This is a genomic window from Achromobacter piechaudii NBRC 102461 (assembly GCF_001571245.1).
GTDB classification, from domain to species: Bacteria; Pseudomonadota; Gammaproteobacteria; order Burkholderiales; family Burkholderiaceae_B; genus Achromobacter; species Achromobacter piechaudii.
In genome coordinates, this window is record NZ_BCTK01000006.1 from 169,664 (window position 1) to 194,586 (window position 24,923).

A 24,923-nucleotide genomic window follows, 5' to 3' on the forward strand; every position below is an offset into this window, starting at 1 on the left:
CTGCTAGGCGGGCGCTGGCGCCACCCGGTGGATAAACCGCCGTCTCAACAAAAACGCGGCCGCCGCGATGGCGCTGGCCAATGCCGCCGACATCGCCATGGCCGCGCGCGCCCCTTGGGTTTCGATCAGGAACGCGTAGGCCACGGGCGCGGTGGCCGTCAGCAGGAAGCTGGGAATCAGCAGCGCGCCAACCAGCGATCCATAGCTGCGGAAATCGAACAAGGCCAGCGGCAAGGTGCCGCGCGTGATGGTCAGCAAACCGTTGCAGGCCCCGTATAGCAAGGCATAGGCGGCGATGGCGTACAGGTTGCCATCCGACAGGCACGCCAGCACGAAGCACAGCGGCATCAAGGCGGTGACGGCCCACGTAAGGGTCAGCGGATGCAGTCTGGCGCCCAGCGTCACGTCGGCCATGCGGGCGGCAAACTGGCCCAGGCCCCACAACGCGGCCACGCTGGCCGCCGCGCTGCTGGCCACGCCCATGCCGATCATCAGCGCGATCAGATGCGCGGCGTTGCCGGCGGCCAGGAAGTTCGTCAGCATGGCGATCACCGCGTACAGCGTGCCGGCCACGCGGCGATCGGACGCGTTGCGGGTCAGGCCCGCGCCGGCGTGATTGGCGACGGAGGCGGGGGCGGCGTAGCGATGGCGTGGCAGCGCCAGATACAGCGGCAAGGTCGCCACTGCCAGCGCGGCATAGACCAGCACCGCGCCGCGCCAGCCCAGCCAGCCAGACAGTGCGTGGCCGGCCGGCCACATCACCGCGGACGCCAGGCCGCCGAACAGCGTGATCTGCGACATCGCGCGGCGCGCCGTGGGGCCGGCGACACGCGCCAGCGAGGCAAAGGCGGCGTCGTATAAACACAAGCGCATCCCCACGCCCAGCAGCAGCCACGCCGCGTAGTAGGTCGGCAGCGTATGCGCTGCGGCCAGCAGCACGCAGCCGGCCGCCGCCACCAGCACGCCGGCCGGCATCACGCGATGGCCGCCCCAGCGGTCCACGGCCCGTCCCGCCAGCGGGGACATCAGCGCCATGGTGACGATGGCGGCGGAAAATCCGCCATGGACGACAGCGGCGTTCCAGCCCAGGTCGGCCGTCATGGCCGGGCCGAACGCGCCGATCAGATAGAACGTGACGCCCCAGTTGACCAGCTGGGTCAGGCCCAGGCAGACGACGGCGCGTGCCGCGATCACGGCCGCTGCGGCGGCGTGGTGTCGCCTTCGCCCAGGCTGCGCTGCATCAGCACCGTGTCGCGCCATTCTCCATGCTTGTGGCCCACCGAACGCAGCGTGCCGACGGGATGAAAGCCCTGGCTGGCGTGCAGCGCCAGCGAGGCGGCGTTGCGGCTGTCGCCCACCACCGCCAGCATCTGGCGCCAGCCGGCGGCGGTGCAGCGTTCGACCAGCGCGGCCAGCAGCTTGCCGCCTATTCCAAGGCCGGCACGGCCGGTCTTGACGTACACCGAGTCCTCGACGGTGTGCCGGTAGGCGGGGCGCGGACGATACGCCGTGACGTAGGCGTAGCCGACCACTTCGCCGTCGATCTCGGCCACCAGGTATGGCATCTCTCGTTCCAGCACGCTGGCGCGGCGCAGCCGCATTTCGTTGATGGACGGCGGTTCCAGCTCGAACGACGCGGTGCCGTGTTCGACGTGATGGGCGTAGATGGTCTTGATGGCGGGCAGGTCGGCATCCGCGCTGTCGCGGATGAGGACGGTGGGGGTGTGGGGCGACATGAGAGAGAGGGAAGGCGGGACAGGGATGAAGCCAGCCGCCAGTGTGGCGCAAGCAGAATCATTAATAAAGCTTTGGTCCGTTATGATTTTCATAAGCAAAACTTTCGGTGATCGCCATGCGTGGCCTCAATCTGGACCACCTGCGCACCTTCGCGCAGGTCATCGAGCTGGGCAGCTTTTCTGCGGCGGCGGATCGGGGCGGCGTGACGCAGCCAGCCGTCAGCCTGCAAATCCGCCAATTGGAACGGCGCTTCGGGTTGAAGCTGGTAGAGCGGGTCGGCCGCCGCGCCGGCCCGACGGCGGCGGGGCTGGAGCTGCTGACCCATATCCGGGTGATCGACGCGGCGCTGGCGCAGGCCGAACAGGCCATGAGCGCGCACGCCTCGCAGGTATCCGGCCGCATCCGGCTGGGCACGGGCGCCACCGCCTGCACCTATCTGCTGCCGCCCATCCTGGCGCAGTTGCGCCGGCGCTTTCCCGCGCTGGATATCGTGGCCAGCACCGGCAACACCGCCGACATGTTGCGCGGCCTGGAGAACAACACGCTGGACATGGGCCTGGTGACCTTGCCCGCGCCGGGCCGCATGTTGCAGGTCACGCCCGTGCTGGAAGATGAATTCGTCGCCATTTTCCCGGCACGCGACGTCGCCGCCATCCCCGCCCTGGTCACGCCGCAGGCCCTGGCGCCGTGGCCGCTGGTGCTGTTCGAGCCGGGCGCGCGCACCCGGCGTCTGGTCGATGACTGGTTCGAAGCGGCCGGCATCGCCGCCAAGCCCGTGATGGAGCTGGGCAGCACCGAGGCCATGAAGGAGATCGTGGCGGCGGGCCTGGGCTGCGCGATCCTGCCCCGGCTGGCCGTCTCGGGCGCGGGGCAGCGCGATGCGCTGGTGCTGCGCTCGCTGACGCCGCGCCTGTCGCGCGAGCTGGCCATTGTGATGCGGCGCGACAAGCCGGTCAGCCGAGGCCTGCGCCATCTGCAGGACGCATTGCTGGCCTTGCGGAGCTAGCGGCAAGGCGTCCGCCTGATGGCCGCCGCTGCGTCCAGGGCAGCGCCAAATCCCACGGACCATCCGGCCATTGGGCAGCGCCGCCCCGATCCAGCGTATTATTTAGCGTTTTGCCGCCACGCTAACAGCACTCGAGACACAACATGCCGCACTACCGTTCCCGCACATCGACCCACGGCCGCAACATGGCCGGCGCCCGCGCCTTGTGGCGCGCCACTGGCATGAAGGACGGTGATTTCGGCAAGCCGATTATCGCGGTAGTGAACTCGTTCACGCAGTTCGTGCCGGGCCACGTGCACCTGCGCGACCTGGGCGCGCTGGTCGCCAAGGAAATCGAAGCCGCTGGCGGCGTCGCCAAGGAATTCAACACGATCGCCGTCGATGACGGCATCGCCATGGGCCACGGCGGCATGCTGTATTCGCTGCCGTCGCGCGAACTGATCGCCGACTCGGTCGAATACATGGTCAACGCGCACTGCGCCGACGCCATGGTCTGCATCTCGAACTGCGACAAGATCACCCCGGGGATGTTGATGGCCGCCATGCGCCTGAACATCCCGGTCGTGTTCGTGTCGGGCGGTCCGATGGAAGCGGGCAAGGTCAAGTCGCCCACCGACGGCAAGGTCATCGCCAAGATCGACCTGATCGACGCCATGATCAAGGCCGCCGACCCCAAGGTGTCGGACGCCGAAGTAGCCGAAGTCGAACGCAGCGCGTGCCCCACGTGCGGCTCCTGTTCCGGCATGTTCACCGCCAACTCGATGAACTGCCTGACCGAAGCCATCGGCCTGGCGCTGCCGGGCAACGGCACCATCGTGGCCACGCATGCATGGCGCAAGGGCCTGTTCGAACAGGCCGGCCGTCTGGTCGTCGACCTGTGCCGCCGCTACTACGTTGAAGAAGACGAATCCGTCCTGCCGCGCAACATCGCCACCAAGAGCGCGTTCCAGAACGCGATGGCGCTGGATGTGGCCATGGGCGGTTCGACCAATACCGTGCTGCACTTGCTGGCCGCCGCGCAGGAAGCGGGCGTGGACTTCACGATGGCCGACATCGACCGCATCTCGCGCAAGGTGCCGTGCCTGTGCAAGGCGGCGCCCGCCACCGACAAGTACCACATCGAAGACGTGCACCGCGCCGGCGGCATCCTGGGCATTCTGGGTGAACTGGCGCGCGCAGACCTGCTGGACCTGTCCTGCGGCAACGTGCACAGCGGCACGCTGGGCAACGCCATTGCGCAATGGGACGTGGCCGGCGACGCGAGCGAAGCGGCGCAGAAGTTCTATCGCGCGGCCCCTGGCGGCATCCCGACGACCGTTGCTTTCAGCCAGGACGCCACGTTCCTGACGCTGGACACCGACCGCAAGACGGGTTGCATCCGCAGCAAGGAAAACGCCTATTCCAAGGATGGCGGGCTGGCCGTGCTGTACGGCAACCTGGCCGAGAAGGGCTGCATCGTCAAGACGGCGGGCGTGGACGAATCGCAATGGGTCTTCACCGGCCGTGCGCGCGTCTTCGAAAGCCAGGACGACGCCGTTGAAGGCATCCTGGGCGACAAGATCGTGGCGGGCGACGTGGTCGTGATCCGCTACGAAGGCCCCAAGGGCGGCCCGGGCATGCAGGAAATGCTGTACCCCACCTCGTACCTGAAGTCCAAGGGCCTGGGCAAGACCTGCGCCCTGTTCACGGACGGCCGTTTCTCGGGCGGTTCGTCGGGCCTGGTGATCGGCCACGCTTCGCCGGAAGCGGCCGAGGGCGGCACGATCGGGCTGGTCGAAGAAGGCGACGTGATCGAAATCGACATCCCGAACCGCAAGATGCATCTGGCCGTGTCCGACGAAGAACTGGCCCGCCGCCGCGCCGCGATGGACGCGCGCGCAGACGGCTGGGAACCCGTCGGCCGCGAGCGCGTGGTGTCGCAGGCCCTGCAAGCCTACGCTGCGCTGGCGACGTCGGCCGATCGCGGCGCGGTGCGCGATCTGTCGCAACTGAAGCAAAAAGCCAAGCGCTGATCGCAGCGTTGCACGCGGCAAGAATGGCGCCCTTTGCGGGCGCCATTTTTTTGTCTTCGCGCGGCGCCTCGCATGGGCTGCCGCGTGGTGGTGCGGCCTGCATCCGCCTGCGCGCAAACGCAGTACATTGGCGAAACTTTCCTATCGGCGCACGCGCCGGCTTGCTGACCTTGCATGACGCACGCACGGCGTCGCGCGGCTTGCGACCCGACGCAAAAGGCTACCCACATGGCATTGAATTCCGACGCATTGCGCGTGTTCCTCGGCGTGGTGGACGCGGGCTCTCTGAGCGCCGCCGCCGAACTGCTGGGCCAGACGGCGTCCGGCGTCAGCCGTGCCCTGTCGCGGCTGGAAGAGGACCTGGGCGTGATCCTGCTGAACCGCACCACGCGCCGCATGGAGCTGACGGAAGAGGGCGCGCATTTCCTGCCCAAGGCGCGCCAGATCATCGCGTCGCTGGAAGAGGCCGAAGAGTGCATGCGCATGGTGCATCAGCGGCCGGCGGGCCGCTTGCGCGTGGATGCGTCGGTGCCGGTGATGCTGCATTGTGTCGTGCCGCACGTGGGCGACTTCCGGCGCGAGTATCCCGAGATCACGCTGGAGCTGACCAGCAACGATCGCATCGTCGACCTGATGGAGCATCGCACCGACATCGCGATCCGCATGGGTCCGCTCACCGATTCCACCCTGCATGCGCGCGCGTTGCGGCCGTCGCCGCGCTGGATGATGGCCAGCCCGGATTACATCGCGCGGCGCGGCGCGCCGGAAACGGTCGAGGACCTGGCGCAGCATGAAGTGCTGGGCTTCACGCAGCCCGAAAGCCTGAACCTGTGGCCGCTCAAGCACGCGGGCGGGTCCAGCTTCCAGGCCACGCCCACGCTGGCCACTTCAAGCGGAGAAACGCAGCGCCAGTTGGCGCTGCGCGGCGTGGGCATTGCCTGCCTGTCGGACTTCGTCGTGCGCGAAGACATCGCGGCCGGCAGGCTGGTGAAGGTGATGCAAGGCGTGTACAGCGATCACCTGCAACCGATGCACGCCGTGTACCACCGCAACACGCAGCTGTCGCGGCGCATTGCATGCTTTCTGGACTTCTTCGCGGGGCGCGTCTGAGGCCGCGCGCCCGCGAGCCCCACTACGCATGCAGCGCGCGTCCGAACGCGCTCAACACCGATTCGTGCAGCGTTTCCGATAGCGTGGGATGCGCGAACACGGTGTGCATCAAGTCCTCTTCGGTGGCCTCCAGCGAGGCCGCCACGCCATAGCCGGTGATCAGCTCGGAAGCTTCGGGGTGGATGATGTGCGCGCCCAGCAACTCCCCGGACTGCAAATCGAACACCGTCTTGACCAGCCCCTGGTCTTCGCCCATCGCGATGGCCTTGCCGTTGCCGGCGAAGGTGAACCTGCCCACGCGGATCTCGCCGCCGCTGGCCTTGGCGTGTTCACGCGCGCGCGCCTCGCTCATGCCGATGCTGGCCACTTGCGGGTACGAATACGTGCAGGCGGGGATGCGCAAGGGGTCGATGGCGTGCACCGGCTTGCCGGCGATGGCTTCCACGCACAGCACGCCTTCATGGCTGGCCTTGTGCGCCAGCCACGGCGCGCCGGCCACGTCGCCGATGGCGTAGACGCCCGGCTCGTCGGTGCGGCAATGCGGGTCGGTGACGATGTGCGTCTTCTCGACCTTTACCCGCGTGTTCTCCAACCCCAGGTTTTCGACGTTGCCCACGATGCCCGCGGCGACGATCACGCGATCCACTTCCAGCTCGCTCGTCTTGCCCTGCTGCGCCAGCGTCACCTTGACGCCCGTGGCGGTCAGCGCGGACGCCGTGACGGCGCATTGCGTCAGCACGCGGATGCCTTGCTTTTCGAAGGCCTTGCGCGCCAGCTGCGAAATCTCGGCGTCTTCTTGCGGCAGGATCTCCGGCGTCATGTCGATCAAGGTCACGTCCGACCCAATCGCGCGGTAGAAGCTGGCGAACTCCGCGCCGATGGCGCCCGCGCCCACGACCAGCAGCGACTTCGGGATTTCGGTGGGCATCAGCGCCTGGCGATAGGCCCAGATGCGTTCGCCAATCGGCAACGCGGGCAGCTCGCGCGCGCGTGCGCCGGTCGCCAGGATGATGTGTTTGGCGGACAGCGCCGCGCCATTGTCCAGCGCAAGCTTGCCCGCGCCCGCCAGCCTGGCGCTGGCGGCAAAGACGGTCACGCCGTTCTTCTTCATCAGATGCGCCACGCCCTGGCCCAGGCGGCCGGCCACCTTGCGCGAACGCGCCACCATGGCGGACAGGTCCGCCCGTGCCGAGTCCGCGCCCGTGACGCCGTAGTGCGCCGCTTCCTGGCAGGCGCGCAGCACGGTCGCGCTGTGCAGCAGCGCCTTGGTGGGGATGCAGCCCCAGTTCAGGCAGATGCCGCCCAGCTCGGCGCGTTCCACCAGCGCCACCGACATGCCCAGCTGCGCGGCGCGGATGGCGGCCACGTAGCCGCCCGGTCCGCCGCCCACGACGATCAGGTCAAACACGTTCTTGGTCATCGTCGGGCTCACAGCAGGATACGCACGGGGTTTTCGATCAGGGTGCGCAAGGCGGCGAGCCAGCGCGCGCCGACCGCGCCATCCACCGCGCGGTGATCGGCCGACAGCGTCACCGTCATGACGGTAGCGGCGACGAGTTCGCCGTCATCGCCCACGATCGGCCGGCGTTCGGCCGCGCCCACCGCCAGGATGGCGGCCTGCGGCGGATTGATGATGGCGGCGAATTCGCGGATGCCGTACATGCCCAGGTTGCTGACCGTCAGCGACCCGCCCGTGAATTCCTCGGGCTTTAAGCGGTTGATCTTGGCGCGTCCGGCCAGCTCGACGATTTCGCCGGCGATGGCGGACAGCGGCTTGACGTCCGCATCGCGCACGATGGGCGTGACCAGGCCGCCATCGGTGGCGACGGCCACCGAGATGTCCGCGCCCGCGTGGTATTCGATGGCGTCTTCGTGCCAGCTGACATTCACTTCGGGCACCTCGCGCAGCGCCAGCGCGGCGGCGCGCACGATGAAATCGTTGACCGACAGCTTCACCGTGCCGCCCTGATTGGCTTGCGCGCGCAGGGCCAGCAGCGCGTCCATCTTGCAGTCCACCGAGAGGTAGAAGTGCGGCACGTGCTGCTTGCTCTCGGTCAGACGGCGGGCGATGGCGCGGCGCATGCCCGTGTGCGGTACGCGGCGAGCGGCGGGTCGGGCGGCGCGCGCGCCCAGCGGCGCGGCGGCGTCAACGGGAGCGCGGTCGCGCACAGCTTCGACATCGCGGCGCACGATGCGGCCATGCGGGCCGGTGCCGGTCACGCCCAGCAGGTCCACATGCCATTGCGCGGCCAGCCGGCGCGCCAGCGGACTGGCGAACAAGCGGCCACCGGGGACGGCGGCGCTGGAGGCGGGGGAGACAGTGGACGCGGGGGTAGCCGGTGCTGGGGCAGTCGGCGCTACGGCAGCCGCTGCCGCACCGCTTGTCGTTGCAGCCGACGCCGCGCCGCCCGAAGCCGGTTCCGCGTTCTTCGCTGCCGCGCCGCCGTGTTCCGCCAGCGCACGGTCGATGGCCGAGGCGTCGTCGCCTTGCGCCAGCAGCACGCCGATCACCGTATTGATCGGCACGTTGGCCGCGCCGGCCGGGACGACGATGCGGCCCAAAACGCCCGCGTGTTCCGCGTTGATTTCAACGATCGCCTTTTCGGTTTCGATTTCCGCCAGCGCATCGCCGACGGCGACGGTGTCGCCTTCCTGCTTGAGCCACTGGTGCAGGTTGCCGCCCGAGGTGTCGGCGGCAACAGAGGGGAGCTTGATGAGGTGAGCCACGATGTTCGTCCTAGTTTGCGGCGCGGGCCAGATCGGGCCGGTAGGCGGCGGGGTCGTCGTATTCGACCAGTTCCAGCACGTTGCCTTCCGGGTCGCGGAAGAACGCCAGCCACGTGCCGGGGCGCACCTGCATCGGTGCGGGCTCGCTGTCAAAGACCACGCCCTTCGATTGCAGGCTGCGCACGACACCGACCAGATCTCGCACGATGAAGGTCAGGTAGGTCGCGCCCTGGCGATCCAGGATCGCCGCGCCGCGCACGGCCGGTTCGGGCGCCACGGCGGGTTGCAGAAGCTTGATGCGTTCGCCATAGGGCGTCTGCAAGCGCGCGACCTCGTAGCCGTGCGCCGTCAGGCCGGTGGCGCGCGCCATGTCGGCGGGCACGCTGACGCGGTGCGCGAGCGTCAGACCGACGACGTCGGTGTAGAACGCCAGCAGCGCGTCCAGGTCGCGGCAGCAGATGCCCACTTCCATCGGCACGGTCATGTGCAGCGCGTTCATGGCTGCTCTCCCAGGTCGGCCAGCACATCGGCCAGGCCCGCCAGCACTTCCTCGGTGTCGGCGAAGGCCGCGCGTTCCAGCACCTTCGAGATGCTGGGCGAAGCCTCGCCGCCCGTCACGCGCTTGACCGGCTGATCCAGCCAGTCGAAGTAGCGGCGCTGTATCTCGTCGGACAGCATCGCGCCATACGAGGTGCCGCGCGCGCCTTGCTCCACGATCAGCACGTTGTTGGTCTTCTGGATGCTGGCGCCGATGGTGTCCCAGTCCAGGCTGGCGCGGTCCAGCGTGCGCAGGTCGATCACTTCGGCGTCCACGCCCGCTTCTTCGGCCGCCTTGAGCGCGCGGCTGACCATCGACAGGTACGTCAGGATGGTGACCTTGCCGCCCTCGCGGCGCACGCGGGCGCGGCCGAAGGGGATGGCATAGTCCAGGTCGTCTTCGGGCACTTCGCCCGTCGAGGCGTACAGGTCCACGTGTTCGATCACCAGCACCGGGTCCTTCGACGCCAGCGCGGTGTTCATCAGGCCCACGTATTCGTAGGGGGTGGATGGCGCGACGATGCGCCAACCCGGCGCGGTGGCGAAGATGCCGGCCGGGTCCATCGAATGCTGCGAGCCATAGCCGGTGCCCATCGCGACCTTGGTGCGCAGCACGAACGGCACGTCGATGTCGCCGCCGAACATGTGGCGGGCCTTGCCGATCTGGTTGAAGATCTGGTCGGCCGCCACCCACATGAAGTCGGGGTACATGAATTCGACGATGGGGCGGTAGCGCCCGTCCATCGCCAAGCCGCCGCCCAGGCCCGCGAACGCGTTCTCGGAAATGGGCGTGCCCAGCACGCGGTCGGGGTACTTGTCCTTCAGCCCGCGCGTCGCGCCGTTGGTGCCGCCCTTGAGGCGATGCACGTCTTCGCCCAGCACGACGACGCCGCTGTCCGTTTCCATGCGGCGGTCCAGCACGTCGGCCACCGCGTCGACGAACTTGCGTTCGACCTTGGCGCCCGTGTAGTCGGCGGCGTCCTGGTAGCGCAGGCCGGCCAGCTCCGCGCCGTCGCTGCGCAGGCCCACGTCGCGGAAGTCGGCGCGCGGCCACAAGTCGGCGCGCACTCGGCGCTTGCCGCCGTCAGCGGCTTCGGTCAGGCGGCCGCACACGTCCTTCATGACGTCCTTGCAGCGTTGCCGCAGCGCGTCCACCTGCGCTTGCGTGATGAGGCTGCGGCCGATCATTTCGGTGGCGATCTTGTCCAGCGGATCGCGCTGGCGCCATTGCGATTCTTCATCCTTGGTGCGGTAGCCGAAGGCGCTGCCGGGGAAGGGGCCGTTCTGATGGAAGAAGCGGTACACGTCCACTTCCACGATGGTCGGGCCCTTGCCCGCGCGCATGTGCGCCACGGCTTCGGACATGGCCAGGTACACGGCCAGCGGGTCCATGCCGTCGACCTTCCAGGACGGAATGTTGAAGCCCAGGCCGCGCGCGGACAAACGCGGTTCGGCGGTGGACTCTTCCACGGTGGTCGAGACCGCGTAGCGGTTGTTCTCGATGAAAAAGCACAGCGGCGTCTTCCACGCGGCGGTCAGGTTCATCGTTTCCAGCACGGAGCCGATGTTCACCGCGCCGTCGCCGAAGTAGGTGACGGCCACGCGGTCGGTGCCGGCATGCTTGTGCGCCCAGCCCGCGCCCGCCGCCAGCGACACGCCGCCGCCCACGATGGCGTTGGTGCCCAGCGCACCGGCCTCCAGCCAGCGCAGGTGCATGCTGCCCCCACGGCCCCGGCAATAGCCCTGCGCCAGCCCCATGATCTCGGCCAGCGTCTTTTGCAGCACCTCGTCGATGGCGGGCGTCAGCGGATCAAGCGGGTTCAGCCCCTGCGGCGCAACGTGTTGCAGCGCCTTGGCCAGAAACTGGTGGTGGCCGCGATGCGAGCCATTGATCTGATCGCCCGCGCCCAGCGCCAGCACCGATCCGACGGCGCCGCCTTCCTGGCCCACGGACGAATGCGCGGGGCCATGCACCAGGCCTTCGGCGGCCAGGTCCAGCACGGCCTCTTCAAAGGCGCGGATCCAGTGCAGCTGGGTCAGCATCGTGCCCAGCAGCGCGGGCTCTGCCCGCTGCCAGTCGCCAGGCTCGACCGTCAGTTGCCGCCAGGGCGCTTGGGGCTCAAGCGGTTGGTAGGTGGCCATGAGTGAATCTCCAGAATGTTTTTAAGCGTCGGTGCGGTTAGAGGTAGCTGTAGCGGCTCCAGCCGCCGTCGGCCACCAGGGTGTGTCCGGTGATGTAGGCGGCCTGGCGCGATGCCAGGAAGACCGCCAGGTCGGCCATTTCGGCCGGCTGCGCCATGCGGCGCAGCGGTGTACGTTGCTTCAGGCGTTCGGGGTCCAGGCGGCCGCGCGCCGCCAGGTCGCGCACCAGATCCGTTTCCACGTAGCCGGGCGCCAGCGCGTTCACGCGCACTCCCATCGGGCCCCATTCGACGGCCAGCGTTTCGGTCAGCAGCACCACCGCGCCCTTGGTGGCGCAGTAGGCGGCGCGGTCGGGCGCGGCCACCACGCCGTACATCGAGGCCAGGTTGATGATGCTGCCCGCGCCGGCCGGCACCATACGGCGGCCGGCCGCCTGCGCGCACAGGAACACGCCGGTCAGGTTGATGTCCACGGCGCGGCGCCATTCGTCCACGGTGACTTCCAGCGTGGGCTTGTTGGCCGAGATGCCGGCGTTGTTGACCAGCACGTCGATGCGGCCCCAGGCCTGTTCGACCTGGGCGAAGGCGCGCTCGACCGCGTCGGCATCCGTCACGGACGCCTGCACGGCCATGGCCTCGCCGCCGGCCGCTTTCAGCTCGGCCACGGCCGAGTCCAGCGCGGCGGCGTCCATGTCCAGCAACGCCACGCGCGCGCCCTGGCGCACGAACGCCTGCGCGGTGGAAAACCCGATGCCTTTGGCGCCGCCGGTAATCACGACGCTTTGGCCGCGCAGCTCGCTGTGGATGACTTCTGTGTTGTGGTCCAAGGTAGGTGCCTGTAGATAAGTTGCAAGGTGGCGGAATCAGACCGCCAGCCATTCCTGGACCACGTCCTGGCGCTCATGCAGCTGCGCGGGCGGTCCTTCGAACACGATGCGGCCGTGGCCCATGACGCTCACGCGGGTCGAGACCTTGAGCGCGATCGTCAGCTTCTGTTCCACCAGTACGACGGAGACGCCGCGCTTGTGGATATCGCGGATTACATCGGCAATCACTTCCACGATCTTGGGCGCCAAGCCTTCGGTGGGCTCGTCGATCAGCATCACCTTCGGGTTGCCCAGCAGCGAACGGCACATGGTCAGCATCTGCTGCTCGCCGCCAGAGAGGTTGCCAGCGCGCGTGTTGCTGCGTTCCTTCAAGCGCGGGAAGTAGTCGAACATCTGCGACACCGTCCAGTACGGCGCGTCGTCTCGCTTGGGCTGCTCGCCCATGCGCAGGTTCTCGTCCACGGTCAGGTTGGCGAACACTTCGCGTTCTTCGGGCACGAAGCCCACGCCCGCGCGGGCGATTTCGAAGGGGCGCTTGTTGGTGATGTCGCGCCCTTCGACGGCGATGCGTCCGCCCGTCACGTCCACCAGGCCCATGACGCTTTTCATGGTGGTGGAGCGGCCCGCGCCGTTGCGGCCCAGCAGGCTCACGACTTCGCCGCGTCCGATGGCCAGGTCGATGCCGTGCAGGATGTGGCTCTTGCCGTAGTGCGCGTGCACGCCTTGCAGACTGAGCAGGGGGGATTGCGTGGTCATACCGTTTCCTCTCCGAGGTAGGCCTCGCGCACGCGGGCGTCGCCGCGAATCTCGGCGGGCGTGCCGGTGGCCAGGATTTCGCCGTACACCAGCACGCTGATGCGGTCGGCCAGCGAGAACACCACCTGCATGTCGTGCTCGACGATCAGCAAGGTGCAGTCGCGCGTGACGTCCTTGATGAGCTCGACCGTGTAGTCGACTTCGTGTTGCGACATGCCGGCCATGGGCTCGTCCAGCAGGATGACCTTCGGGCGCGAGGCCAGCGTCATGCCGATTTCCAGCGAACGCTGCTCGGAATAGTTCAGGTCGCCCGCCGCCGTGTGCTGCTTGTCCGTCAGCCGCACTTTTTCCAGCAGGCGGTCCACGTCTTCATTCACGGCTCGGTTGCGCGCGATGGGCCGCCAGAAGTTGTAGACCAGCCCGTGCATGCGCAGTACCGCCAGGCGCAGGTTTTCACGCACCGACAGGCGCGGGAACACATTGGTGATCTGGAAAGAGCGCGCCAGGCCCAGCCGGTTGATGGCTTCGGGCGCCAGGCCGCCGATGGCGCGCGAGCGCAGGCTGATGTCGCCCGAGGTCGGCGCGAACGAGCCGGACATCAGGTGGAACAGCGTGGACTTGCCCGCGCCGTTCGGGCCGATGACCGCGTGGCGTTCGCCGGCTTCGATCTCCAGGTTCACGCCACGGATGATCTGCGCCTGTCCAAAAGACTTGCGCACGTCGGTCAGGGTGAGGATGGAATGGCTCATTTCGCGGGCTCCAGCACGGGGGCGGCGTCGCCGTCATCGCGCCACAGGGCCAGCGCCCAGCGGCAGGCCAGAAGGCCCACGCCAAAAAGCGCCAACGGCACCAGCCAGGTGGATAGCGCAAGCGGCGCCCAGTCCTGGCCAAACAGGGGAATGGGGGGCCAGCCCGCATCGGGGTTCATGGCCAGCAGCGCGCGGTAATCGCGCGCGAACATGCGTTGCAGCAGTTCGATCGAGAACACGGTGGCGGCGGTCAGCAACAGGCCACCCGCCACCGATACGAGCGCGCGCGGCAGCCAGTTGGCCAGGCCGCGCAGGCGCAAGGACTTGGCCGCGCGCTGCACCAAGCCGACCAGGCCATCGGGCACGAACAGCATCACCAGCACGAACAGCACGCCCTGATACAGCAGCCACGAACGCGTGATGTCCGCCAGCGTCTGCGACAGGAAGGTCAGGATGGCCGCGCCCAGCACAGGGCCGAGGAACGCGTTGACGCCGCCGATGTACGCGAACAGCACCGCATCGGTCGACAGCTTGACCTCGAACAGCACGTAATTGCCGGCTTCGATGTTCAAGGCCTGCAAGCCGCCCGCGATGCCGGCGAACATGGCCGACAAGGCGAACACCATCGTCTTGAGCGCATGCGGGCGATAGCCCAGGTAGCGCAGGCGGTTGGCGTTTTCGCGCAGGCCCAGCGTCAGCCGGCCCAGCGGCGTGCGCGTCAGGCCATACAGCGCGGCCAGCGAAATCAAGACCCAGGCAAGCACCAGGAAGTAGACCTCGATGTCGGAGCCGAAGGTGAAGCCCCAGGCCGGCATGCGCATGGCCGACACGCCCGCTTCGCCACCGAACACGCTTTTCAGGTGCGGGGCGAGCGCGTGCAGCAGCTCGGCCAGCGCCAGCGTGATCATCGAGAAGTAGACGCCGGAACGCATCGTGGCGAACCAGCCTGCGACCAGGCCAAACAGCAGCCCGGCCACGCCGCCCACCAGCGGCATCAGCGGCGTGGGCAACAGCCCCGCGCCGCCCAGCGCGTTCATGGCGTGGATCGTGGCGAAGGTGCCCACGCCGAAGTACGCGGCATGGCCGAAGGACAGCATGCCGCCCTGTCCGGCCAACAGGTTGAAGGCGCAGGCGAAGAGCGCGGCGATCAGCATCTGCACCGCCGCCACCAATTGGCCCGGCGGCAACAGCCACGGCAGCGCGCACAGCGCCGCCACGCAGACGATCAGCAGCAGGGCGCCGGATGCAACACGGGTTTGGCTCATGCCTGTTCTCCCTTCAGGCCCGACGGCTTGACCAGCAGCACCACCAGCATCAGCAGGAAGGGCAGGGTGGCGGCCAGGCTGGAAATCTTCACGGTCATCAGACCGCCCACGCTTTCGGCCCATTCGCCCGCGCCGAACAGCGCGAACAGGGAAGCCAGGCTGGCGTCGATGCCCACCGAGAACGAGCTGATCAGGCCGATCAGCAGCGAGGCGATCATCGCGCCTTCCAGCGATCCGAGACCGCCGACGACGACCACCACGAACACCAGCACGCCCAGTTCAAGCGCCATGTTGGGGTTGGTGGTGTAGAACGCGCCAGCCACCGCGCCGGCCAGGCCGGCCATGGCCGCGCCCACGCCAAACACGCTCATGAACACCAGCGGCACGTTGTGGCCCAGCGCTTCGGCCATGCGCGGCCGGTAGATGGCCGAGCGCACGACGATGCCGACGCGGGTGCGCGAGAGCAGCAGGTAGATGACGGCGAACATCGCCAGCGACACGCCGCCCATCAGCAGGCGGTAGAAGGGATAGTCCGCATCGAACACGCGGAAGGCCGCGAAGTTCAGGAAGGCGGGTACGCGGTAATCGACGGGGAAGTCGCCGTAGAACAGCTTGATGAGCTCGGCCACGATGAAGGCCAGGCCGAAGGTGACCAGCAGTTCCTGCGCGTGGCCGAACTTGTGCACGCGGCGCAGGAAAAAGCGTTCGACGCCCATGCCCAGCAGGCCCGAGATGATCGTGGCCAGCACCAGCGCCGTCCAGAAACCCGTGACGGGCGTCAGCGTGTAGGCCGCATACGCGCCGATCATGTAGAACGAGGCATGCGCAAAATTGAGCACGCCCATCATTCCGAAAATCAGTGTCAGGCCCGCCGACACCATGAATAGCAGCAGGCCGTAAATCACGCCGTTCAACAGCGAGACGGTAAAGTATTCCATGTCCGCTCCATAAATCCTTCGCGTCCAAGCCGGGGGCTCGCGCGATACGCTGCGCACCTTGTTTTCCCGGCCCGCGCCGGAGTGCGCTTTTTTGTGGGTCGCGGCGGGGCTGCACGCAGCCCCGCATGCGCCTTATTGCGGACGCTGCATCTTGCAGGTGGCCTGCACCGGCGCGGACACGTCCGCCGCCGCCAGCACCTTCACCGGCTCAAAGCCCATGTCGGTGCCATCGGCCTTGTACTTGGCGTTCTTGCTGACCTTGGACACCACCATCGGCAACTGCACCTGATGGTCTTCGGCGCGCATCGTGTACGTGCCCAGCGCCGAGGTGTAGGTGACCTTCTCCAGCGCCGCCGCCAGATCCGGCACGGACAGCTTGCCGTCCTTGGGCTGGACCTGCTTGAGCGCTTCGCCCAGGAAGCGCACGCCGATCACGGTCTGCGGTTCGGTGTAGCTGGGGTAGTGGCCGGTCTTGGACTTGTAGTCTTCGGCGAACTTCGCGCCTTCGTCGCCAGCCGCTTCGATGTTGTAGGGGTGCGCGATGTAATGCCCCATCGCCACTTCGCCCGCGTTGGCCAGGTTGCCCACCTGATCCAGGAACACAGTGGCGAAACGCACCTTCAGGCCCGCCGATTGCGTGGCCTTCATCAACAGCAACAGGTCGTTGGACCAGTTGCCGGTAATGACGGTGTCGGGCGTGGCCGAACGGATACGCGCGACGTAGGGCGCGAAGTCCTGGATCTTGTTGACTTCATGCAGCGTCTTGCCGACCACTTCGTAGCCGTACTGCTTGGCGAAGCGCTCGGTCGCGCCTTCCATGTCCTGGCCCCAGGAATAGTTCTGGTTGATGGCGTACACGCGCTTGCCCAGCGTGCCGTCGGCCGACATGACAGAGGCCAGCGCCTTGACGCGCAGGTCGGCGTTGGTGGTGAAGCGGAAATGATAAAAGTGGCACTTCTGGCCGGTCAGCTCCAGCGCTTCGCCGCCCACGTTCAGGAAGACGACTTCCTTGCCGGGGTTGCGCAGGTTGTGCTTGCGCACGTCTTCGGTCAGTTGCCCGGAAATGGCGGACGAGGAACCTTGCACCAGCACCTGCACGCCTTCGGCGGCGGCGGCGCGGAAACGGTCGGACGCGCCCACGGGGCCGCCCTGGTTGTCGAACTCGACCAATTCCAGCGGTTGGCCGTTCCAGCCGCCCGCCGCGTTGATGCGGTCCAGTTCATATTTGACCGCGGCGCGGAACATCAGGCCGGTCGAGGCCTGCGGGCCCGACAGCGTCTCGATCAAGCCGATCTTGACGGGTGCGGCGTGCGCCGATGCGGCGATGCCGGCCAAGCACAGCAGGCCGGTGGTGAAAGCCAATTTCATGCGTGTCTCCTCCGTGGGACGGGAGTGGTTTGTGCGTGCGTAGTGATGCGTTCGTACGTCGAGCAAGCGCGCTTGGTGGCGGCTTTTTCAGGTCCGGAAACGGGCAATCGGGGAAGGGGACATTGCGAAGATGGGGCGCATACGGTCGTGCTGCCGGGGTATGCGCCCGCTTGTCTCCTTCCTGTTTTGCGGCGCTTCGGCCTTTGTTTTTTTCTGACTTGCTTGCCTGGCCGCGCAAGTTGATTTACGCTTTCGGAACAAGTTGTCAGTCAACTTTATTAAGTTGTCTGATAAATAATAGGGCAAGCGTTTTTCTCGTGTCAAGCACCGCGCACAGGTGTTCAATCACAGAATTCGCGCTGATCGCCGCGACCGGCGCGCCCACTGACAGAGAGTTGGAGACAGGGATGATTTCGTTTGAAGGACAGGTGGCCGCGATCACGGGCGCGGGCAATGGCATCGGCTTGGCGACGGCGCGGCTGATGGCGGCCCACGGCGCTCGGCTGGTGTTGACGGACATCGATGGCGCGCGCCTGGAAGAGATTGCGGCCGAGCTGGACCCGAGCGGCCAACGCGTCTACACGCATGCGCTGGACGTGTCCGTGTCGCACGATTGCGAACGCGTGTTCGAGGCGGCGGCCAAGCATTTCGGCGGGCTGGATCATCTGGTGCATTGCGCCGGCATCTATCCCGAGCAACTGGTCAAGGACACCAGCGACGAGGCGTGGCGCACGCTGATGCGGGTCAATCTGGACGGCACGTTCTACGTCTGCCGCGCCGCCCAGCGCCACTTGCGCCACAACGGCTCGATCGTGCTGCTGACCTCGCTGGCTGCACAACGCGGCAGCTACGCGCATGCCGCCTATTCGGCGTCCAAGGGCGCGGTGCAGAGCTTCGCGCGCAGTCTGGCGCTGGAGCTTGCGCCGCAGATCCGCGTGAACGCGGTGGCGCCCGGCATCATCGCCACGTCCATGACGCACGACCTGATTGGCCAGAAGGGCGCGCATCTGCTCGAAACGACGCCGCTGCGCCGCTTCGGCACCGCCGAGGAAATCGCCGGCTCGATCGCTTTCCTGTGTTCGCCGCTGGCCGGTTTCGTGACGGGCGAAGTCATGCAGGTCAACGGCGGCATCTACATCGCTTAAAGTGAGGGACGCCGCCATCACCCATTCCCGCATTCCCATGTCGACGAACCAAGATCAGGATCCGCCGCGCAATCCGCCCAAGAGCTCGCTGTCTGCCGCCTTGGGCGATGCCCTGGCCGAACAGATACGCCAGGGCGTGCTTGCCCCTGGCGACCGCTTGCCCACCGAGAAGCAGCTGACCGAAACCTATTCGGTCAGCCGCGCGGTGGTGCGCGAGGCGCTGGCGCGCTTGAAGTCAGAAGGCTTGATCACGTCGCAACAGGGCAGCGGCGTGTTCGTGGATCCGAACTTCCAGCGCAACGCCTTCCGCATTGCCGCGCCCACGCCCGGCGACACCGAAGACCTGGAACACATCCTGGAATTGATGCTGTCCATCGAAGTCACCGCCGCGCGCTATGCCGCGCAGCGCCGTACCGAGCCAGACCTGAAGAAGATGCGCCAGGCGCTGGTCGGCATGGAATACGCGCTGATCAACGACAAGCTGGGCGACGAAGAGGACTACCAGTTTCACCAGGCCATCGTGCAGGCCACGCACAACCCGCATCTGGTGTCGCTGAACGATTATCTGGAAGCGAATGTGCGCCGGGTGATCCGCAGCGCGCGCAACAACACGGCGCGCCGGTATGCCGAACGGATGGCGGCCGTGCAGAGCGAGCATCAGGCCATCTTCGTGGCCATCGAGGCCTCGGACCCCGATGCCGCTGGTCGCGCCGCCGAACAGCATCTGCGCAACGCGGCGGACCGGCTGCGTTTGTTCCAGGCCGAGCGGCCCGCGCCGGTCTAGCCGGCCCGGGCCTTGCCCGCGCGGGCTCAGGCGAAGGTCTGTTCCATTTCGCGGCGGAACTGCACCGCCGTCGAGCGCTCGTCGTATTCCACATCGCGCCAGCGGATCGCCTGCGATTGGCGCACCGGGTGCTTGAGCTTGACCTGATGCGACAGGCCCAGTGGCAGATAGCCTTCTTCCACCGAGTCGGGCGCGGGCATCAGCCTGCCATACACCGTGTAGCCGCCTTCGCCGTCCAGGATCTGGCCGGCTTGCAGATCGCGTTTGGCCGTGGCCACCACGTCGCCGTGCCAGCCAGCGGGCGCACCCGTGGGCTCGCGCCGCAAGCCTACGCTGGCCACGCTGATGCCCAGCTCCAGGCCAATGAGGTGGTAGGGCTTGTACATGGCGGTGTAGTTGCCGCTGGGGTCGGTGACCAGGCCGTATTCCTGGAAGCAGCGGCGCACGTAGTCGCTATCGGCGGCGAGCGTCACGTACACGCCCCAGCGCAGGTCGCGGAACACGGGGCGGCCATCGCGCTCCAGCGATGAAATCACTTCGACCTGGCCTCGGTGGTGCAGGATGCCGCCATCCTCGCGCGGACGCAGCACGCGCGCCAGGTCGTCCACGCCGCAAGGCGGAAAGTGCAGGCCTGACGGCGAAGGCAGCAGGCCGGTCGCGTTGGACACGGCCGCCATTTCGATGGCGCTTTTGGTGCCGTCCAGGAAGCTGTTGAACATCTGCGCGTTGAAGTCGCCCGCGGCCACCATTTCGGCGGTGAAGCCGTAATAAGGCCAGACGGTATCCGGCGTCGAGGTGTGGAACTCCGGCAGGTACTTGGTGCCTTTGCCAGCCGCCATGACTTCAAACCCGGCGGCGCGCGCCCAGTCGACCATTTCGCAGATCAGGGCGGGCTGGTCGCCGTAAGCCAGCGAATACACGATGCCCGCCTCGCGCGCGCGGCGCGCCAGCAAGGGGCCGGCCAGCGCATCGGCTTCGACGTTGACCATGATGATGTGCTTGCCGTGCTCGCAGCAGGCCAGCACGTGCGTGATGCCGGCGGCTGCCTGACCGGTGGCGTCGATGACGATGTCGACGTCGGGGCTGGCGATGATGGCCAGCGGGTCATCGCTGAAGAAGACCTTGCCGTTTTGCAGCGCGTCGCGGGTGCTGGCGGCGTTCAGCGCGCTGGCGGGCCAGCCCACCCGGGTCAGGGCGGCGCGGGCCCGATCGGGCGCCAGGTCCGCCACCGCCACCAGCCGCATGCCCGGCGTGCGGGGCGCCTGGCTCATGAACATGGCGCCGAACTTTCCGGCGCCCAGCAATGCAACTCGCAAAGGCTTGTGATCGGCTTCTCGCTGCTTGAGCAGGCGGTACAGATTCATGGTGCGGGCTCCTCCGGGGTGGGGGTACAGCCAGCACAGAATAGTCCTAAATGATGACGGCTGAACAGCAGCCGCCCGGACTCATTCGTCTGCGGTATAGAGCTCGCCCGCCAGCACGTTGCGCCAGTTGTTCCAGGTGATGCGCGGGCGGTCGTTGACGTGCCGGTTGTAGGGCGCGTCGAACAGAATGTGCTTCCAGCGCGGCGTTACCGCGCCTTCGATCCGCGGCTTGTCGTCGATCAGCAGATTGCCTTGCACCAGCGTCTTGTCCTTGGTCAGGATCAGCCGGGCGGTGGCGTCGCGCCCCAGGTTTTTTTCCACCCACAGGTATTTTTCCGCCACGCAATTTTCAAACTGCGTCAGCGGCGAGGTGCAGATGCGCACGTCCATGCCCAGGGCCAGCAGCTCTTTGACGGCCTGCAAGGCGCCCGGCACAGGCGGCAGGTTACGGATGAAGCCGGGCGCGGTGTAGATGGCTTCGGCCATGCCGCGCAATTCGGGCGGGTAGTCTTCGCGGATGTGGAAGGACTTGCGGTCTTCGAATTCCACGGGGGCGATGTCGGGATGGCGCACGCGCCAGGCATCGAGGAAAGCGTGTTCGAAATCGGCCAGCACGCCGTCTTGGTCCAGCAGGATGATCATGGCGATCCCAGGAGTGGCAATCGCCCGATTGTGCCAGAGCGCGGCTACGGTTCCAGCGGGCGCGACTGCGCGACGATGCGGTAGCGGCTGCCGCCCGTCAGCGATTCGGAAGCCACCAGCACCATGCGGTCGTAGCGCCACAAGAGCGGTTCGGCGGCCTCGGCAAGCGCCAGTCCATCCGTCGGCGGCGCGTGTTCGATATTGCGCAGCAGCGTGACGTGCGGGCGAAAGGGCTGCGGCGGCGCGGCCAGGCCGTAGTCGGCCAGCCATTGCCACAGGTCGTCGTGGGCGGCTTGCAGCGCGGCCGGCGTGTCGCGTGGCCCGGCCCACAGGATGCGCTGGCGCTTGAACACGCCAAAATGGTCCAACGCCAGTTGGCCTTGCGGCAAGCGGTGTTCGGGCGTGGCGGCGGCCAGCGTGTCGGCCAGTTGCACGTCCACCGGCCCCAGGAACGCCAGGGTCAGGTGCAGCGTCTCGGTGCGCATGACGCGACCGCCGCAAACCGGGCGGGCGACCTGCGCCCACTGGGCCAGCGAGGCGGCCAGCGAGGGCGACGGCCACAGGGCGTAGAACAGTCGGACGGTGGACATGCGCCGATTGTAGGCGCGGGCCGGGCGGCGTTGTTGCGCGCGTTCCGTGCCCAGCAACAGCGGCGATCAGCTACCGGTGCTTTCCGACTTGCGCAGGCGCGAGAGCGCGGTGTCGAAGCGTTCAACGCCCGGACGTGCCGGGCGATCGAAGCGTTCCACGCCGGGTCGGGCGGGTTTGTCGAAGCGTTCCACGCCGGGCCGGGCAGGCTTGTCGAAGCGCTCGACGCCGGGCTGGGTGAAGCGTTCCACGCGCGGCGGGCTTTGCGTCTTGGCCTGCACGCTTTGGGCGGCGGCCTGTTCGCGCTTGGCGATGATTTCTTCGGCGCGTTGGTGGTGCGGGGCCATTCTGCGCACCATCACGCGGCCATCGCGCGGAAAGTAATTGATGCGGCGGGCGTGCACGTCGCCCAGGTCCTGCGCCTTGACGGGGATGCCTTCCATCTTCAGGTAGTTCAGGACGAAGACGCCGTTGCGTTCGCCGATGTTCATCTGCTGCATGGCGCTGAGAACTGCGCCGCCGCCGAACACCTTGGCTTCGAGGCGGTCGCGCACCGCGCCGGCCTTGAGCAATTCGTTGATCAGCACTTCCATGGCGAACGCACCGTAGCGCATCGTCGCCGAGGCGGGCGACTGCATGTCGCCTTCCGGCAACATGAAGTGGTTCATGCCGCCCACGCCGGTGACCGGATCGTGGATACAGGCGGCGACACACGACCCGAGTACGGTCGAAATCATCAGGTCTTCGTCGGTGACGTAGTACTCGTTGGGGAGTACCTTCACCGCCTGACACTGGAACGCGCTATCGAAATAGTGGCGCGTTGCACGGGCTTCAAGACGGGCGACCATGGGACTTATCAGGCAAGAACGGCGATTGGGACACGAAGGACGAAGCTCGGCGGAACGTGGATTGTTTCAAAACGTATAGAAAAATTTCGCTTTATTCTCACATATCCCGCAAGAGAACGGGAAAAATGCTTGTAACGGCCGCTATTGATACGTCCCTGATTCATAACGCAATGTCGTCTGCGCCGACCACTCGACACGGCTCGGACAGCGGCGCGGCGGGGCGGATTTTTGGCGGTGACGACTGCCAATCATCGTACACAGGCGCGCGCGCGGTCTTTCCCCGGATCACGGGGAGGTTCAGGCTTCTTACGTGGCTTTATCGACGGTTCTGCGGGTGGTTTCGCGGATGGCCTGAAGGCGGCCGGATTGTGACTGCCATGAGGGCCTGCGAAGGGGAGGGGCGTATCGCCCGCCAGACATTCCTCGGGGGGGCCGTTGCGCGATGCCGCGCGCCGTATGCAACGGCGGCGCGCTGGCATCAGCAGCGAAAAGCCGGCCTGGCTTAGAAGCGGGTGCTGCGCGTGACGGACCAGCGCGCCGACAGCGCACCCAGCGCCGCCGAGGCGATCACGGCGGCCACCAGCACGGGCGAGCCCGGCAGGTGCAGCGCGAACTCCGCGCCGTAGCTGCGGGCCAGACCCAGCAGCGCATCGTTCAGTGGCGACAACGCGATGGCCGAAACACCAATGGCCAGCAGCGACGCCACTGCACCGGATAGCGCGCCCAGGTACAGGAAGGGACGGCGCACGAAGGATTCGGTGGCGCCCACCAGGCGGGCGACGCCGATTTCCTCGCGCTGCGACAGCGCCTGCATGCGCACCGTGTTGAACACGGTCGCCAGCACCACCACGGCCACGCAGGCCGCGAGGAAGCCCAGGCCGATGCGGGCGAACCGCAGGATGGCTTCCAGCCGTTGCACCCAGGCGCTATCGAGCTGCACCAGATCGACGTGATTCCATTGTTTCCAGTCGGCGGCCAGTTTGTCGGCGCGTCCGGCCAGGTTGTCGCCATCGGCCAGCGTCACGACGACGGCGTCGGGCAAGGGGTTGCCGGGCAGCACGGCCAGGGCCTGTTGCCAGGCCGGGTTGGCGCGCAGGTCGGCCAGGGCGGCGTCGCGGTCCACCACGCGCACGGCGCGCACGTCTTCCTGGTAGTCGCTCTTGATGCGCTTGGCCACATCGGCCGCGGCGCCCGCGGGGGCGTCCACGCGCATGAACACGGTCACCTCGGGCGTCACGGACATCTGCCGCGCGACCGGTTGCACGGACACCAGGATGGCGCTGCCCAAAAGCGGCAAGGCCAAGGCCAGCGCCATGACCAGCAGGTTGGCCAGCGATGAAAACGGTTGCTTGGCCAAGCGGCGCAGCGTGACCATCAACGCATAGCGGTGTTGTCGCAGCCAGGCGTTCATGCCGGTTCTCCCGGAAAGCCCAGGCCCGGTTCGGCGCGGCCGGCGCGCGGCGCGGCGGGCTGGCCGGTCTCGGGCGGCTGCGAGGGACCGTGCGAATCCGCGAACTTGCCCGGGTCGATGCGCAGCGTGCGCGTGGCATAGCGCGCCATCAATTCCTGGTCATGCGAGGCGATCAGCGTGGTCACGCCCACCCGGTTGAAGTCACGGAACACGTTCATGATGCGCTGCGCGTTGTCGTGGTCGAGGTTGGCGGTGGGTTCGTCGGCGATCAGGATGGCGGGCCGGTTCACGATGGCGCGCGCAATCGCCAGGCGCTGTTGTTCGCCGCCCGACAGCTCGATGGGGTTCATGTCTTCTTTGCCCGACAGGCCCACCTTGTCCAAGGCGGCGCGGGCGCGCGAGGCGGCCGAGTCCCAGGGGTGGCCCTGGACCGCCAGCGGCAGCATCACGTTTTCGAACGCGCTGCGATCAAACAGCAGATGGGTGTCTTGCAAGATGACGCCGACGGCGCGGCGCAGGTAGGGGCGCGCGCGGGCGGGCAGCTTGTCCAGCCGTTGCCCGTTGACCTGGATGGATCCCCGGCTGGCGGGCTCCAACCCGCCGATCAGCTTGAGCAGCGTGGATTTACCGGCGCCCGATGGCCCGGATACGAAAACGAATTCTCCCGCGCTCACGCGGAAGTTGATGTCGGCCAGGATATTTCGGCCGCGACCATATGATTTGAATACGTGCTGGAATTCGATCATGGCGGCTGTCGGAAGAAGCCGCAATAGTAACTCGGGGACAGGGAGGAGACCTAAGCCGATTGCGCATCCTGCTGTGAAAAAGCGTTTCGAAGTGACCGGTTGGACACGTTTTGATCAGAACGAAATGAACGCATTTTCCGAGCCCGCGCAACCGAAAAAAGCTGTCCCCGTTTTCGAACGAAAACGATGATTGATTTCGCCAGTGTCCCTAAATTTCAAGGG

General features: G+C 67.1%; 23 protein-coding genes. 5 read left to right on the forward strand and 18 right to left on the reverse strand.

All coding sequences use genetic code 11. The annotated features are described in order from the left end of the window. Positions 1–3: 3 nt before the first annotated feature. Positions 4–1,194, reverse strand: a complete 1,191-nt coding sequence (locus API01S_RS12970; RefSeq protein ID WP_050728575.1) for an MFS transporter — start codon at positions 1,192–1,194, stop codon at positions 4–6. Beyond that, the gene (locus tag API01S_RS12975; protein WP_050728576.1) at positions 1,191–1,736 is read right to left on the reverse strand and encodes a GNAT family N-acetyltransferase; all 546 of its coding nucleotides are present in this window, start codon (positions 1,734–1,736) and stop codon (positions 1,191–1,193) included. The genes API01S_RS12970 and API01S_RS12975 overlap by 4 nt, the downstream gene beginning before the upstream one ends. A 116-nt stretch (positions 1,737–1,852) precedes the next feature. Here API01S_RS12975 and API01S_RS12980 point away from each other — a divergent pair, with 116 nt between their 5' ends. From API01S_RS12980 to API01S_RS12990, 3 genes are all read left to right on the forward strand, one after another. Beyond that, entirely contained in the window at positions 1,853–2,743 is an 891-nt protein-coding gene (locus tag API01S_RS12980; RefSeq protein WP_050728667.1) for a LysR family transcriptional regulator, read from the forward strand. Positions 2,744–2,886: 143 nt separating this feature from the next. Further along, positions 2,887–4,755: a dihydroxy-acid dehydratase gene (ilvD, locus tag API01S_RS12985; protein WP_039882410.1), complete on the forward strand. Its 1,869-nt coding sequence runs from the start codon at positions 2,887–2,889 to the stop codon at positions 4,753–4,755. A gap of 228 nt (positions 4,756–4,983) precedes the next feature. Then, on the forward strand, positions 4,984–5,865 hold the full coding sequence (locus API01S_RS12990) for a LysR family transcriptional regulator (protein ID WP_039882408.1): 882 nt from the start codon (positions 4,984–4,986) through the stop codon (positions 5,863–5,865). Positions 5,866–5,887: 22 nt separating this feature from the next. Here API01S_RS12990 and lpdA read toward each other — a convergent pair whose 3' ends face one another. The 10 genes from lpdA to API01S_RS13040 all read right to left on the reverse strand — a co-directional run bounded on the left by lpdA (position 5,888) and on the right by API01S_RS13040 (position 17,173). After that, the gene (lpdA, locus tag API01S_RS12995) at positions 5,888–7,285 is read right to left on the reverse strand and encodes a dihydrolipoyl dehydrogenase (RefSeq protein ID WP_050728577.1); all 1,398 of its coding nucleotides are present in this window, start codon (positions 7,283–7,285) and stop codon (positions 5,888–5,890) included. 8 nt (positions 7,286–7,293) lie between these two features. Then, the gene (locus API01S_RS13000) at positions 7,294–8,592 is read right to left on the reverse strand and encodes a pyruvate dehydrogenase complex dihydrolipoamide acetyltransferase (RefSeq protein WP_050728578.1); all 1,299 of its coding nucleotides are present in this window, start codon (positions 8,590–8,592) and stop codon (positions 7,294–7,296) included. A 10-nt stretch (positions 8,593–8,602) separates the two neighbouring features. Then, positions 8,603–9,091: a VOC family protein gene (locus tag API01S_RS13005; protein WP_050728579.1), complete on the reverse strand. Its 489-nt coding sequence runs from the start codon at positions 9,089–9,091 to the stop codon at positions 8,603–8,605. Next, a complete protein-coding gene (locus API01S_RS13010) occupies positions 9,088–11,271 on the reverse strand; it encodes an alpha-ketoacid dehydrogenase subunit alpha/beta (protein ID WP_061304712.1) in 2,184 nt (727 codons plus the stop codon). Before API01S_RS13010 ends, API01S_RS13005 begins: the two co-directional genes overlap by 4 nt. A 37-nt stretch (positions 11,272–11,308) precedes the next feature. Beyond that, on the reverse strand, positions 11,309–12,097 hold the full coding sequence (locus API01S_RS13015) for an SDR family NAD(P)-dependent oxidoreductase (RefSeq protein ID WP_061304713.1): 789 nt from the start codon (positions 12,095–12,097) through the stop codon (positions 11,309–11,311). Positions 12,098–12,133: 36 nt separating this feature from the next. After that, positions 12,134–12,853 carry an ABC transporter ATP-binding protein gene (locus tag API01S_RS13020; protein WP_006216027.1) on the reverse strand — a complete coding sequence of 240 codons (720 nt, stop codon included), beginning with the start codon at positions 12,851–12,853 and terminating at the stop codon, positions 12,134–12,136. Beyond that, the gene (locus API01S_RS13025; protein ID WP_050728582.1) at positions 12,850–13,602 is read right to left on the reverse strand and encodes an ABC transporter ATP-binding protein; all 753 of its coding nucleotides are present in this window, start codon (positions 13,600–13,602) and stop codon (positions 12,850–12,852) included. The genes API01S_RS13020 and API01S_RS13025 overlap by 4 nt, the downstream gene beginning before the upstream one ends. Beyond that, positions 13,599–14,867: a branched-chain amino acid ABC transporter permease gene (locus API01S_RS13030; RefSeq protein ID WP_050728583.1), complete on the reverse strand. Its 1,269-nt coding sequence runs from the start codon at positions 14,865–14,867 to the stop codon at positions 13,599–13,601. The genes API01S_RS13025 and API01S_RS13030 overlap by 4 nt, the downstream gene beginning before the upstream one ends. After that, the gene (locus API01S_RS13035) at positions 14,864–15,805 is read right to left on the reverse strand and encodes a branched-chain amino acid ABC transporter permease (protein WP_006216024.1); all 942 of its coding nucleotides are present in this window, start codon (positions 15,803–15,805) and stop codon (positions 14,864–14,866) included. Before API01S_RS13035 ends, API01S_RS13030 begins: the two co-directional genes overlap by 4 nt. Positions 15,806–15,937: 132 nt before the next feature. Further along, positions 15,938–17,173, reverse strand: coding sequence for a branched-chain amino acid ABC transporter substrate-binding protein (locus API01S_RS13040; RefSeq protein WP_061304716.1), 1,236 nt, complete (start codon positions 17,171–17,173; stop codon positions 15,938–15,940). A 407-nt stretch (positions 17,174–17,580) separates the two neighbouring features. Here API01S_RS13040 and API01S_RS13045 point away from each other — a divergent pair, with 407 nt between their 5' ends. After that, positions 17,581–18,318 carry an SDR family NAD(P)-dependent oxidoreductase gene (locus API01S_RS13045; protein ID WP_061304718.1) on the forward strand — a complete coding sequence of 246 codons (738 nt, stop codon included), beginning with the start codon at positions 17,581–17,583 and terminating at the stop codon, positions 18,316–18,318. A 37-nt stretch (positions 18,319–18,355) separates the two neighbouring features. Next, the gene (locus API01S_RS13050) at positions 18,356–19,102 is read left to right on the forward strand and encodes a FadR/GntR family transcriptional regulator (protein ID WP_039883663.1); all 747 of its coding nucleotides are present in this window, start codon (positions 18,356–18,358) and stop codon (positions 19,100–19,102) included. Between the two features lie 26 nt (positions 19,103–19,128). Here API01S_RS13050 and API01S_RS13055 read toward each other — a convergent pair whose 3' ends face one another. The 6 genes from API01S_RS13055 to API01S_RS13080 form a co-directional block, all read right to left on the reverse strand. Next, a complete protein-coding gene (locus API01S_RS13055; protein WP_006216017.1) occupies positions 19,129–20,466 on the reverse strand; it encodes an NAD(P)H-dependent oxidoreductase in 1,338 nt (445 codons plus the stop codon). Positions 20,467–20,547: 81 nt separating this feature from the next. After that, positions 20,548–21,108: a 5'-3'-deoxyribonucleotidase gene (locus API01S_RS13060; RefSeq protein ID WP_006216016.1), complete on the reverse strand. Its 561-nt coding sequence runs from the start codon at positions 21,106–21,108 to the stop codon at positions 20,548–20,550. A gap of 44 nt (positions 21,109–21,152) precedes the next feature. Then, positions 21,153–21,698: an RNA 2',3'-cyclic phosphodiesterase gene (gene thpR / locus API01S_RS13065; protein WP_050728668.1), complete on the reverse strand. Its 546-nt coding sequence runs from the start codon at positions 21,696–21,698 to the stop codon at positions 21,153–21,155. A gap of 66 nt (positions 21,699–21,764) precedes the next feature. Then, positions 21,765–22,544, reverse strand: coding sequence for a chemoreceptor glutamine deamidase CheD (cheD, locus tag API01S_RS13070; protein WP_006216014.1), 780 nt, complete (start codon positions 22,542–22,544; stop codon positions 21,765–21,767). Between the two features lie 502 nt (positions 22,545–23,046). Further along, complete coding sequence (locus API01S_RS13075) at positions 23,047–23,955, reverse strand: cell division protein FtsX (protein WP_050728586.1); 909 nt, start codon at positions 23,953–23,955, stop codon at positions 23,047–23,049. Further along, entirely contained in the window at positions 23,952–24,701 is a 750-nt protein-coding gene (locus API01S_RS13080; RefSeq protein WP_006216012.1) for a cell division ATP-binding protein FtsE, read from the reverse strand. Before API01S_RS13080 ends, API01S_RS13075 begins: the two co-directional genes overlap by 4 nt. Between the last annotated feature and the right edge of the window lie 222 nt (positions 24,702–24,923).